At 74.0% G+C, this 11,962-nt stretch carries 14 protein-coding genes; 4 read left to right on the top strand and 10 right to left on the bottom strand.

Annotated features, from left to right (window positions below):
• The first annotated feature begins 103 nt into the window (after positions 1-103).
• Positions 104-985 (top strand): L,D-transpeptidase family protein, encoded by an 882-nt coding sequence (locus tag AB0K92_RS01920; RefSeq protein ID WP_365918418.1) that lies wholly within the window; start codon positions 104-106, stop codon positions 983-985.
• Between the two features lie 297 nt (positions 986-1,282).
• On the opposite strand, the gene AB0K92_RS01915 is transcribed toward AB0K92_RS01920, so the two are convergent.
• The 8 genes from AB0K92_RS01915 to AB0K92_RS01880 all read right to left on the bottom strand — a co-directional run bounded on the left by AB0K92_RS01915 (position 1,283) and on the right by AB0K92_RS01880 (position 8,419).
• Positions 1,283-2,482: a hypothetical protein gene (locus AB0K92_RS01915; protein ID WP_365918416.1), complete on the bottom strand. Its 1,200-nt coding sequence runs from the start codon at positions 2,480-2,482 to the stop codon at positions 1,283-1,285.
• Positions 2,482-3,153: an RNA polymerase sigma factor gene (locus AB0K92_RS01910; protein ID WP_365918414.1), complete on the bottom strand. Its 672-nt coding sequence runs from the start codon at positions 3,151-3,153 to the stop codon at positions 2,482-2,484. The genes AB0K92_RS01915 and AB0K92_RS01910 overlap by 1 nt, the downstream gene beginning before the upstream one ends.
• Positions 3,154-3,598: 445 nt before the next feature.
• On the bottom strand, positions 3,599-4,435 hold the full coding sequence (locus AB0K92_RS01905) for a hypothetical protein (RefSeq protein WP_365918412.1): 837 nt from the start codon (positions 4,433-4,435) through the stop codon (positions 3,599-3,601).
• 141 nt (positions 4,436-4,576) lie between these two features.
• Positions 4,577-5,194 (bottom strand): RNA polymerase sigma factor, encoded by a 618-nt coding sequence (locus AB0K92_RS01900; protein ID WP_365918410.1) that lies wholly within the window; start codon positions 5,192-5,194, stop codon positions 4,577-4,579.
• 363 nt (positions 5,195-5,557) lie between these two features.
• On the bottom strand, positions 5,558-5,950 hold the full coding sequence (locus tag AB0K92_RS01895) for a hypothetical protein (RefSeq protein WP_365918408.1): 393 nt from the start codon (positions 5,948-5,950) through the stop codon (positions 5,558-5,560).
• 504 nt (positions 5,951-6,454) lie between these two features.
• Positions 6,455-7,111 carry a hypothetical protein gene (locus tag AB0K92_RS01890; RefSeq protein WP_365918406.1) on the bottom strand — a complete coding sequence of 219 codons (657 nt, stop codon included), beginning with the start codon at positions 7,109-7,111 and terminating at the stop codon, positions 6,455-6,457.
• A gap of 516 nt (positions 7,112-7,627) precedes the next feature.
• Positions 7,628-8,122, bottom strand: coding sequence for a hypothetical protein (locus AB0K92_RS01885; protein WP_365918404.1), 495 nt, complete (start codon positions 8,120-8,122; stop codon positions 7,628-7,630).
• Positions 8,123-8,419 (bottom strand): hypothetical protein, encoded by a 297-nt coding sequence (locus tag AB0K92_RS01880; RefSeq protein WP_365918403.1) that lies wholly within the window; start codon positions 8,417-8,419, stop codon positions 8,123-8,125.
• A 254-nt stretch (positions 8,420-8,673) separates the two neighbouring features.
• On the opposite strand from AB0K92_RS01880, the gene AB0K92_RS01875 reads away from it, so the two are divergent.
• Genes AB0K92_RS01875 through AB0K92_RS01865 form a run of 3 tightly spaced genes read left to right on the top strand, consistent with a single transcriptional unit; the run spans position 8,674 to position 10,621 of the window.
• On the top strand, positions 8,674-8,985 hold the full coding sequence (locus tag AB0K92_RS01875) for a hypothetical protein (RefSeq protein WP_365918401.1): 312 nt from the start codon (positions 8,674-8,676) through the stop codon (positions 8,983-8,985).
• Positions 8,982-9,140, top strand: coding sequence for a hypothetical protein (locus tag AB0K92_RS01870; protein WP_365918399.1), 159 nt, complete (start codon positions 8,982-8,984; stop codon positions 9,138-9,140). The genes AB0K92_RS01875 and AB0K92_RS01870 overlap by 4 nt, the downstream gene beginning before the upstream one ends.
• Positions 9,140-10,621: an FG-GAP and VCBS repeat-containing protein gene (locus AB0K92_RS01865; RefSeq protein WP_365918397.1), complete on the top strand. Its 1,482-nt coding sequence runs from the start codon at positions 9,140-9,142 to the stop codon at positions 10,619-10,621. Before AB0K92_RS01870 ends, AB0K92_RS01865 begins: the two co-directional genes overlap by 1 nt.
• A 20-nt stretch (positions 10,622-10,641) precedes the next feature.
• Here AB0K92_RS01865 and AB0K92_RS01860 read toward each other — a convergent pair whose 3' ends face one another.
• Both AB0K92_RS01860 and AB0K92_RS01855 read right to left on the bottom strand, forming a co-directional pair.
• Entirely contained in the window at positions 10,642-11,040 is a 399-nt protein-coding gene (locus tag AB0K92_RS01860) for a hypothetical protein (RefSeq protein WP_365918395.1), read from the bottom strand.
• 214 nt (positions 11,041-11,254) lie between these two features.
• Positions 11,255-11,860 carry a hypothetical protein gene (locus AB0K92_RS01855; protein ID WP_365918393.1) on the bottom strand — a complete coding sequence of 202 codons (606 nt, stop codon included), beginning with the start codon at positions 11,858-11,860 and terminating at the stop codon, positions 11,255-11,257.
• Positions 11,861-11,962: the final 102 nt, after the last annotated feature.

The following is an 11,962-nucleotide window of genomic DNA, read 5'->3' as shown; positions in this document are numbered from 1 at the left end:
TGGGACCTTCCTCACAACGATGCCGCGCCGTTCGCGAGGCGTCACGCGCGGGGAACATGACAGGTGACACCGGAGGGGTACCGGAACGCCGAGGGGGGCTGTCATGCGTACGACAGGGAGAAGGCGGGCGGTCGCGCCGCTGGCCGCGCTGGCCGCGCTGCTGGGGGCCGCCGGCTGCGAGCCGCAGACGACCGGCGCGGGCGGCGCGTCCGGCGGGCCGGTGCGCATCGAGGTGACCGCCACGGGGCCCGCGACGGCCCCGGCGTCCTCCCCCGCGCCCCCGTCCGCGCCCGCTTCCGGACCGGCGGGCGGTGCCGCCGCCCCCGAGGACGCCGGACCGGCCGCGCCGCCCGCCCCGGTGCTGTGGTCGCGCGGCGACAGCGGCCGGGACGTCCGCGAACTGCAGGCCCGGCTGCGCCAGGTGGCCTGGCTGTACGACGGGCCGACCGGGACGTACGACGACCTGACCGAGCGGGCCGTCAAGGGCTTCCAGGGCAAGCGCGGACTGCCGCGCACCGGGCGGACCGACACCGTCACCTGGGAGCGGCTGCTGCGGATGACCCGTGAGCCGGGCCACTGGGAGCTGTACCTGATGGGCGGCCAGCCCGCCGACGCGCCCGACCCGCGCTGTCTGACCGGCCGGGTGCTGTGCATCAGCAAGTCCAGCCGCACCCTGCGCTGGATGACCGACGGGCGGACGGTGACGACACTGCCGGTCCGCTTCGGCTCCGAGTACACCCCGACCCGCGAGGGCGAGTTCGAGGTCTACTGGAAGTCCCGCCACCACCACTCCACGCTCTACGACGCGCCGATGCCGTACGCGATGTTCTTCAGCGGCGGCCAGGCCGTGCACTACTCGGCGGACTTCGCCGCCCGCGGCTACGCGGGCTCCTCGCACGGCTGTGTGAACGTCCGGGACGAGGCGGCGATCGCGCAGGTGTTCGCACAGGTGCGGACCGGCGACAAGGTCGTCATCCACTGGTGAGACGAGGTTCGCCCTCCCGTGGGATCCAGTGGGATCCAGTGGGATCCCGTGGGACGCGGGAGCGCGCGTGGCGCGTGACACCGGGCGCGGACCGGGCGGCGGGAGGGGGATTGCGGGGCGCGGGCGGGACCGGGGGAACGTGTCCCGCCCGCGCCGTGTGCACGAGCCGTGGGTACGGGGGGAACCCCGGCTCCGTGCGACGGCCGATGACCAGTCGGCTCACTCTCTACTGCGCCATCGCGGCCGAAAGTGTCACACCCTCGCGGAAAAAAGTTGGGAACTTTGGAAAACCGCAGGTCAGCGGGTTGTGTAGGGAGGGGTGAGGGAGGGCTGGGGGGTCGGTGAGACGCGGCCCTGGGAGTCCTCGGGGGCGCGGGAGTCCTGCGGGTCCGGCCGGCGCTCCGGGTCCTGGAGGGGCTCCGGGTCCCGCAGGCGCCGGCTCTCCTGCCCGCCGGAGCCGTTCTGGCCCGCGCCGGCGCCGCCGTGACCGTTGCCGCCGGGGCGGCCCGTGCCATGGCCGTTGTCGTCGCCCTTGCCCTTGCCGTCGTCCTTGCCCTCGTCCTTGCCGTCGCTGCCCTTGCCGCCGGCGCCGTTGCCGCCGCCCGCGGAGTCGCCCTTGCCCTGGCCCTGTCCGGAGCCGGTGGTCCCGGCGAGGGCACCGCCCGTGGCGCCGGCGGGGGAACCGCCGGTGGCGCCCCCGGAGGCCGCGCCGCCGGTGCCCCGCAGCACGTTCTCGCAGTACCGGCCCACCCGCGAGGAGCCGCCCGCCACGCCCTCCAGCACCCGCCGGCGGTCGGCGTCCAGGCTCCGGCCGTCGCGCACCACCCGGCACGCCGAGGCGATCTCGCTCCACGAGCGCCCGGCACCGCCGGACGGCGTGGCCCGGTCCTCGCCGTCCCGGCCCTTCTGCGTGCCGTCCTCGCCCTGCTCCCCGGAGGCCGCGCCCGTGCCCGGCTTCGCGGCACCGGCGCCGCCGCGGGTGCCGTCCGGGGTGGCCGTGAGCAGCGGGCGGTCCGGGGTGGCGGCGGCGGACACCGAGGCGGCCGGTCCCGGCTCGGTGTCGTCGAACGGCGTCGGCAGGACTCCGGTTCCGGCCGCGAAAGCGACCCCGCCGACCATGCCGACGGCCAGCGTGGCGGCCAGCGCGAGGCGCAGCGGGCGGCCTCGGCGCGGGCGGCCGCCGTCCGTCGTACGGCCGTCCGCGCGGGCGCCGATGCGGAACAGGGCGGCGTCCGAGGAGCGGGTGCGGGCGGGTCCGGCGAGCGTCTCGTGGTGTTCGTCGCGCTCCGCGCGGGCCTTGCGGAAAGCGGCCAGCGCGGCGGCCTCACCGGGCAGCTCGTCGCTGGTCAGCGGGGGTGTCGCGGCCAGCGCGCCGAGCGCTTGGGCGAGCCGTTCGGCCTGGTCGCGGGCGTCCGGGCCGACGGCGTCCGGTGACTCCCCGCGCAGCAAACGCTCCGCCGTCTCACGGTCCAGCCACCTGTACTGCTCGTCGGCCATCACATGTCCTTCTGCGTCCGCGGGCGCGTATGCGTCACACTCGCGGACGTCACCGCGCGGCGGCGCGGTTCTCGCGGGGGCGGCACGGCGTCGAGCACGCCCGCGGATTCCGGATCGCCGCCGCTCTCGCCGAGGAGCTCGGCCAGCCGCTTCAGCCCGCGGTGCGCCGCCGTGCGGACCGCGCCGGCCCGCTTGCCGAGCGTCTCGGCGGCGGTCTTGGCGTCCAGGCCGACGACCACGCGCAGCACCACGGCCTCGGCCTGGTCCTGCGGGAGCCGGGCGATCAGGGAGAGGGTGCGGTCGGTGGTCAGCGCCTCGATGGCCTCGCCGGCGGTGTCCGACTCGGCGGGCTTGCCGGTCAGTTCCGTCTCGTCGCCGCCGATGGCGGGGCGGCGGCCGCGCATGCGTATGTGGTCCAGGGCGCGGTTGCGGGCTATGCGGGCGGCCCAGCCGCGGAAGCGGTCCGCGTCACCGCTGAACCGTTCGAGGTCCCGGGCTATCTGGAGCCAGGCCTCGGACGCCACGTCCTCGGCGTCGGGTTCGCCGACCAGCGTCCGCACGTATCCGAGCAGCCGCGGGTGCACCGCGCGGTACACAGTACGGAACGCGGTCTCGTCCCCGTCCTGTGCCGCAAGCACCGCTGCCGTCAACTCGGCGTCGTCCCCCAGCACCGCACTCCCTCTGCGCCTCACCGGCGCCGCCTGCGCGCGGGCGTCTGCCACTTCGCTCTGTCTTTCACCTGTCCGCGGTCCGGTGCGAATGGCACGTTACGACCTGAAACCGCTCCCCGTCCATGTCCCCGGAAGATACGTAGAAGATGCAACTAACTCGTGACGCGAGCGGAGTGCGCGGGGGTGGGTGCCGGGGTGTGACACGAAGCGCACCGGCGGCGCTGTAACTAGTACGGGCCGCCGCGCGGCCCGTGCCGCGCGACGGCCGGGGCCTCTCCTGTGGGGGGTGGCGGCCCCGGCCGTTGCCTCGGCGGGGTGAGCGGGGCGGCGGATGTGACGAGCCGCACAGGATCCGAGCCCCGCGTCCGAGCTCTGCGGGTGGCCCTGTCGCTGGTCGGCCCCGCAGGAACCGGCCTTGCCGAAAGCCCTGCGGCAACCGGCCCGGTTACGAGCCCTGTTTCCCCGTCGCCTTGTCCGGCCTGCTCTGCCGCGCCTGTCCGTCGGCGCCCGTCGGCCTGGCCTCGGGAGTGGGCGCGGCGTCCGGCGCGGGCGGGGCCTTGGGGCGCGTCCGGTCGTTCGGCACCCTCGTCCGGCCCGGCGCGCTCGGCGTGGCCGGGCTGCCCTGACGCTGCTGCCGCGCGCAGTACTCGGCGACCTTGTCCGCGCCGCCCGCCGCCTCGGTGAGCCGCTTCCAGGCCGTCGCCGCGAGGGCGTGGCCACGGCCCTCGACCCGCTCGTAGGCGCGGCAGTGGGCCTCGGTGTCCGCTGCGGTGATCGGGTGCTCGGGCCGGGCGGGGCCGGGGGTGGTGGAGGCCGGGGCGCTGGTGTGGCCGTCGTCCCGGGCGGGGGTGCTGTGGGTCGGGGCGCTGCGGCGCCGGTCCTCGCCGGACTCCTCCGGGCCGGGTTCACCCGAGCCGATCGTCGCGAACGCGACGCCGCCCAGCGTGAGGCTGACCGCGAACAGCGAGAGCACGCCCTTCACCGACCGCGCCAGGCCGCGCTCCCCGCGCGGTCGCCAGTCGTCGCGCCGCCGGGTCCGCGCGCGGTGCGCCCCCGCGTCCCGAGCGGCCCGGAACGCGGCCACGGCCCGGCTCTCCCCCTCGGCGTCCCACCGCTCCTCGCGGAGCACGGCGGCGAGCAGCTTCCGCATCCCGGCCTCGTCGAGGTCGCCGGGGCCACCGAGATCGGACACGGCGCCCGCGGGACGGCCGGAGGTCGTGGCGGCGGGGTGTGTGGGCCGACGGCGGTCGGGTGCCCCGTCGTCGCTCAGCCGTTCACCCATGTCCGCTTCCCGTTCTGTCCGGCCCCTGCCGCGCGTCCGGCCGGGTCTGTCGCTCTCACCGTCGTCGTCACGGTTCAATCCGGCGTTCATCGTCCGCTTCGCCGTTCTTTCCGACGTTCGTGCCGACGTGCCCGTCGACGTTCATTTCGACTCCCCCAGCGTCCCGGGGCCGTCATCCGTCACACCCCGGTCGCCGAGCTGCCGGGCGAGCCGCCTCAGTCCGCGGTACGCGGCGGTGCGCACCGCGCCGGGGCGCTTGCCGAGGACGCGGGCGGCGGCGGGGCCGTCGAGGCCGACGACGATCCTCAGCAGCACCGCCTCCGCCTGGTCCCGGGGCAGCCCGCGAACCAGCTCCAGGGCCCGCGCGGTGGAGATGGACTCCAGGGCCTGGTCGTGGGTGGTGTGCGCGGCGGGCAGTTCCAGTACGTCCTGCTCCAGCGCGGAGGAGCGGGGCCGTACCTTCTGCCGGCGCAAATGGTCCAGGGCCCGGTGCCGGGCGATGGTCGCGGTCCAGCCGCGGAAGCCCGCGCCGTCCCCCTTGAACCGTCCGAGGTCGCGGGCGATCTCCAGCCAGGCGTCGGACGCCACGTCCTCGGCGTCGTCGCCGACGAGTCCCCGCAGATAGCCGAGCAGCCCCGGCTGCACCAGCCGGTAGGCGACCGCGAAGGCGGTCTCGTCACCCTCCTGGGCCCGCGCGACGGCCGCGCCCAGTTCCCCGTCGTACGCCTGCGCGCGGCGGGGTTCCCCTCCCTGGCCCAAGAACTGTCCTCGCCCTAAACCGGTCTGTGGCGGATCGGCACCGGGGACACGACCGCCTCTGCCCGGCGTCCCCAAGGTCATCTGCGTCGGGCCGCACGGAAATGTCACAGCCGGTGAGGGCGGCACCGGCGAGCCGGGCCCGCGCCGCGCCGGGACCGCCTCCGCCCGGGCCACGACGCCGGGACCGCCCCCGCCCGGCCCACCAGGCCCGGACCACCACGCGGGACCGCCCCGGTCCGGACCATCCGCCCCCTCCGGGCCCTTACCGCCGCGCCGGAACCGCCGCGCCCGGACCACCCTCCCCGTCCGGACCACGTGCCCGGCCCACCAGACCCGTGCCGCCACGCAGGGGCCGCCCCCGACTCAGGCCACCGCCCGGCGCGCCCGCCCGTGCAGCGTGAGGTAGAAGGTCTGGAGCGACTCCTCCGGCCCGCCCGAGTCGAAACGGTTGTGGACCTTGCCGAGCGGGTTCCAGACCCGGCCGTCCGGCATCCGTACGCCGAGCGGCTGGCCGAAGTACGCGCGCTGCTCGGCGTCGAAGTCCACCCACACCGCGCCCGCGCGGCGCACCAGCACCTCGCCGACGTACGCGCCGAGCCCGAACAGCGTCTCGCGCAGCCGCTCCCGTTCGGCTCCGCCCTTGCGCAGCCCGTCGATGAGGAAGTCGACCACCCGCAGGCTGGCCACGGAGTAGTCCAGCGGCAGCCGGTTGCGGGAGGTGACGCGCGCCACGAAGGCCATGGTGTACGGGCGCATGTCTCTCGCGCATGGCCTCGTGGTGTTGTCCGCCCCGTTCATGAGCCCGTCCCTTCGCTCAAGCGGGAGAGCCCCTTCCAGCCCCCGGATGACCAAGCGGACGGACCCTCAGGAACATCACGGGGCGCGGGTGTGTCCCTTCGCACACAGGCAAATCACAGAAGTCGTACAACCTTTCGCCCGTTGGGCGTCGTCGATGGCATGCGCGAAGACCCGGTGACGTTTCGTGTTCCCGGCGCGCTGAGTGAGTGTTGCCTGTGTGACAGGTGATGCGACCGTGTCCGTTTTCTAACACCCTGACGCCGTAGCCCCACATTCGGCCATCGCACGAGAGTCCGGGGCCCTCGCCCACGCGGGGCGGCAGCTTCCCACATCCGACCCCGAGCCTGTCGGCCAGCTCGCTCCAAGAGGCTGAACCCCGCCTCCAGGAACCGGAGCGCCGCCTCTTCCGGCCGTACCGGCAGACCCGATGCCGGCGCCGGCATCGACGCGTCGTCCCCGCCGTCAGCCGCGCAGGGCCCGGTCCACCTCCAGTCGGCTCGCCAGGTCCGGACCGCTGTGTCCCTCGGGGTTACGGAAGCTGAGCTCGCCCTCACAGGTCCAGGCGCCGTCGCTGCCCGTGAACCACTCCGGCTCCTCCCACATCGTGCCGCCCTCGGTGAGCAGCCGGGCGAGATCCTCCGGGGCCCCGGCGGCCCCGACCTCACGCAGGGCACGGGCGAACCGCTCGGCGGCCTGATCCGTGTGGCGTCCGTCGGCGTACATGGGTGCGAGGAGCAGCATCCGCTGGGCCTGCTCCAGTGGGCCGGCGCCCGCGTTCGCGATGGCCTCCACCTCGTCCCAGGAGACTCCGGGACTCATGAAATGCCCTTCGACTGCCGCGATGCGCACGCAGTCCTTGGCCTGCCCGAGATCGACGACATAGTCGGTACCGTCGTCCTCCGGGTAGTCTCGGAAGACAACGACAACGCTCCTCCCGCCGAATGCGGGAATCCGGAACGTGGGCCAGGCGCCCTCGTCCCGCATTTCCTGGTGCACCTGAAGTGCGAAATTCCCCTCCCCCTCGAAGACGGGGAACACCAGGTCTTCGTCCTCGATGCCCTGCGACAGGAAACAGGCTGCCCAGAAGCCTTTCACGGCCAGGAACGGCGTTCCGTCCACCAGGTGGATACCGCCTTCCGGTTCGACGCCGAACCGCTCTTATCCTTGAAGTTGGTGCACGCTCACATGTTTCCCTTTCCGCCCGGCCGCCATTGCGCCCCGTGCCAGAACGGCACACGGCCGCACCGGTGACTGCGGTGCGGCCGTGCGACATTGCCGAATTGCGCCGGGCTGAGCGCTACTCCACCAGCCCCGTTCCGCGGAGCTCATTGAGTTCGGACAGTACCTGACCGATGCTCTTCGAACGCCGTGGGGCCACGGCGACGATCGAGTCCCAGGGACTCACCTCGAACCGACCGGCAACAATACCCGCATACACCGGCAGATCCGAATCCCGGGTCCTCCGACGACCCTCTGAGGCCGGAAGGCAGTCGAATCGATTTCGCCCACCGTCACCCCACTCCCGCCCGAACACCTCGGGTTCCGTGATTTCCTGGGACCGGAGGCGTGTCCGTGCCGGAAATCGGCACCGACCCGCCGCACTGGGCGATCGGCTTTCCCGTCCGGAAGAAACGGTCAGGCCACGGTGAGCACGGCCCTACCCATGACTAGTACGGGCGCGTCGGTGTCGAAGAACGAGACACCCAGACAGAAAGGTCGGCCGGCGAGGCGCCACTCCGACCACTCCATGAGACTGAGGTCATCGAATGACAGCTCGCTCGACGGCACGGTCTCGACTCTTCGGCCGATGTCCCCGAGCAGTTCGTCCCGCAGGGAATGGAGGTAGGGAACCTGCCCCGCCGCCGCTTCCTCCAGGGCTTCACTACCCCGTTCATCGACGTCTTCGGGGAAGAACTCCCGGAATACGAAATCCGCGAGCCACTGACGCTCCCCCTGGGAGAGGAAAAGCCTGACCCCGCCGGACTCCCATTGCTTGCAGTAAGGCGGTGCGGTAGATCCCGCAGGCGCCCATCCCAGACCTTCCAGCGTCTGATTCAGACCCTCGAGGGTATCCGGGAATCCGCCCTCGGCTGCGGTGATGAGCGTGGCGCTCACTGTTTCCAGCGTCATCTACATCCCATCTCCTGGAACATGCCATACGGCCAGTCTGCCGCTGGCCATTTCATCCGGGAATCGCTCCCGCAGAACAGCCCGGAAGAATGCCGCACCTTCAATGTTGGACACGGCATACCTTACGCCCTTGCCCTTCAGAGCCGCATCCAGTGCGAGCAGCCGCTCGGCCTGGTCGACGACCTTGCTCTCGTTGAAGAACTTGCCCGGGTCGTAAGGGCTTGTGTCCCAGGCGGCCGAGTTCCGGCCCGTCCACTTGGCTTCGACGATGAAGCCGTCCTGCGGGCCACCGTCCACCTCGACGCGCCACCCGGCGTGCGGGCGCTATTGAGCTTCCAGACCTGCTCTTATTCCTGCCCCGTCACATGGCGCTGGTACTTGCAGGCGGCATCCGCATCGGAGCATCACGCCGCATTCCAGGAGTGAATTCGCACCATTTGTCCAGCCACTGGAAAAGCCAGCCTGCCGTGCGCTATAACCACCCGGCTCACCATCGGGTATTCACCTCCGAATCACCTGATCCGGCGGAATGACGGAGAAAGTCCAGGCCCATGTCAGCAACCGAAACCAAGAAAGCGGGAAGCGATTGCGGCGCCCTCGTCGTCGGCGGCGCCGTGCCGGCCGCCTGCCTCGGTCTCGTCCTGTTCGGCGTGTTCGGCGTGTTCGGCGGCTTCGGCGGCGAGGCGGAGAAGCCGGAGCGGAAGGTGCCCACCGCGGCGGTGACCTACGAGGTCACCGGCAAGGGCCGCGTCGAGGTCAGTTACCTCGCGCGCAGCGAGGAGGGCCGGGCCACCGTGGAGAAGAACGTCGAGCTGCCCTGGAAGAAGACCGTCCGGGTCCCGCTCGGCCGGCCCCTACCGTGAACAGCGTCCTGGACGGCAACGATGGCGGAGCCCGGTGCGCCCTCGTCATCCGCGGCCGGCACGTGCAGACCGCCACCGCCTTCGACACTTACGGCCGCGCCACCTGCTCGGGCGAACTGCCCGCGCCCGAGACCACGGAAGAGGCCGCCTCCTGATGCGTCTGCTGCTCCGCACCGCCGTCGCCACCGCCCTGGCGCTCGGCACGATCGGTCTGATCTCCCCCGCCGAGCGGGCGCACGCCGCGCCCACCGGCACCGTCCAGGTCACCCTGAACCGGATCTCCGGCCACCGCGACGGCTGCCCCACCGAGTGCCCCGGCAGGAACCTGTACGCCGACCTGCCCGCGATCCGCGCCCTCGCCGCGAACGCCAACAAGCCCGCCGCGTCCGGTGACGTCAACCGCGAGGGCCACGCGGACCTCGCCGTCGGCGTCCCGCGCGCCAACCGGGTGTCCGTGGTGCCCGGGGCCACGCCCGGCCCCTACGGCGCGAACAAGCCGGTCGTCACCCAGGAGAGCACCGGCGTGCCCGGCAGCACCGAGGCGGGCGACGCGTTCGGCGCCGCCACCGCCTACGGCGACCTGGACGCCGACCGCGACGCCGACCTCGCGATCGGCGCACCCGGCGAGGGCGCTACCGACGCGGGCGCGGTGACCCTGCTCGACGGCACCGTCACCGCGCTCGCCCCGAGGGCCGCGGCCGTCTCCCCGGGCGTAGCCGGTGAGCCGTTCGGCGCGGCCCTCGCGAGCGGCGACTTCGACGGGGACGGCGACGCCGACCTCGCCGCGGTGGCCCCGGGCGGCGGACGCGCCTACCCGGTCGACGGCCGCACCGGCGCCCTCGGCACCCCGCTCGCCCTCGCCGACGGCCCGGTCGAGGACCCGGCCGCGGCGGCCGGCGACTTCGACCGGGACGGCTACACCGACCTGGCCGTCACCTTCCGCACCGCGGACGGCGCCACGCCGCTGGTGGTGGCGCGCGGCTCGGCGGCCGGACTGACGGCACCGACCGCGCTCCCGGGCACCGGGGGCCGCTCGCTCGCCACCGGCGACCTGAACGGCGACGGCTACGCCGACCTGGCCGTCGGCCGCCCCGCCGCCGGGGAGGTCGGCACCTTCCACGGCTCCGCCGACGGCCTGACCGGCACCGGCGCCGTCCTCACCCAGGGGACCGGCACCGAGGCGGGCGACGGCCTCGGCACCTCGGTCGCCGTCGGGGACACCGACGCCGACGGCTACGCCGACGTCCTCGCGGGCGCTCCCGGCGAGGACCTGACCGTCGCCGGGACCGAGCAGGCCGACGCGGGCGCGGTCACCCTGTTCCGCGGCGGCGCGGGCGGCGCGACCGAGACCGGTGCGGCCACCTGGCACACCGACCTGGCGGGCGTGCCGGGCGCGGCCGAGGCGGGCGACCGGCTCGGCTCGGCGGTCGCCCTGGCCGACGTCACCGGCGACGGCCACGCCGACCTCGGCATCGGCTCCTCCGGCGAGAACGCGGGCGACGGGACCGTGCACGGGACCGTGCTCACCCTGAACAGCGGGCCGGCGGGTGTGATCGCCGCGAGCGGCCTGTACTTCGGTCCGGGCACCCTCGCCGTACCGGCCGGGCAGGGCATCGGGGACGTGCTGGCCCCGTAGCCCGCGCCGCTCGGAACCGCTCAGTGCCGGGGCGCGTCCGCGGTCGCGTCCCGGCACAGCAGGCGCAGCGAACCGTGGCCCGCGAAGCAGCGGCGGGCCTCGTCGATGGGGTCCCACAGCCGGCCGTCCGGGGTGCGCACCCAGTGGTCGCCGCCGCTCGCCCACCACTCGGCGCCGGTCTGGCGCACGATCACCTCACCGGCGTACGCCCCGAAACCGCGCAGCACGTGCTCCGCGGCCGGGTACGGGGTGTCCTCTCGGCGCAGCTCGTCGATGAACCGGTCGACGCGCCACAGGCTCTGCGCCGAGTAGTCGAGGCGCATCCGCGCCCCCTCCCGCATCGCCGCGACCGCGTCCGCCGCCCACCGCGCCGGCTTGCTCGCGGCGGAGGGCCTGCTCTCCTGCTGTGTCGTCGTCACATGGGGTAGAGCGCGCCGGACCGGTGAACCGTCACGCGGATCCGGCGGCTCCCCCGAACCGGCGCAGGACCTCCCATCCGCCCGCGAGACGGTCACAGGATTCTCGCGCCCGCGCGGGTTTACGCCGCGCGCCCCCGCTCCCGCGTGCCCCGCCCCCCGCGTGCCCCCGCTCCCACGTGCTACCGCCCCCGCGCGGGTCACGCTCCCGCGCGGCTCACGCGTGCCGGGCCCGCCGTGAGACGACCGCCCGCAGGACCCGGCGTCCCTCGGTGGAGACGTCGAGCGCGCGGCGCAGACCGCCGGCGCCGTGTTCGGCGAGGAGTTCCAGCACGGTGATCTGGCGGCGCAGTTCGGCGGCGACGAGCGGGGACATGCCGGCGGCCCGGCTGGTCACCAGGGTCCCGCCGGCCGGCACCGAGTGGAGGGCGCCGCGCAGCGACTCGATGGAGTCGGCGTCCTCGCCGGGGTCGAGCAGCCGGTGCACCTGGAGGGCGGCGACGGAGCAGGCGTCGGCCCATGCCCGGGCCTCGGGGGCGGACCGGACGGCGGGGGCGGCGGCCAGCATGCGCCGCACGAGCAGCGCGGCCTCGTCCTCGGCGTCCTCGGCGGCCACGACGTCCGCGACGCCCAGCTCGGCGCGCACCCCCTCCAGCAGTCCGCCCCACGCGCCGGCGTCCCCGCCGTCCACGAGGTTCGCCCACAGCGGGCGCAGCACGTCGTCGTCCCCGCCGAGCAGCGGCACGCACCGATCCAAACAAGCCAGTCCGCTGGCGGCCAGTCCGCGTTCGTCGGCCTGCGCGATCAGTTCCACCAGGCTCATCCACGTCTCCCTGTCCGGGCCTGTTCCAAGGCCTGCCGAGGCCTGCGATGGGCGCCGACCTCTACGGAGCCCGCACTTCCCCTTACTGCGTGCAACCGCCCG

Origin of the sequence: Streptomyces sp. NPDC052687 (assembly GCF_040678395.1) — a bacterium.
Lineage (GTDB): Bacteria > Actinomycetota > Actinomycetes > Streptomycetales > Streptomycetaceae > Streptomyces.
The sequence above is the reverse complement of the archived record's forward strand: the minus strand, read 5'-3'. Positions and strand labels throughout refer to the sequence as shown.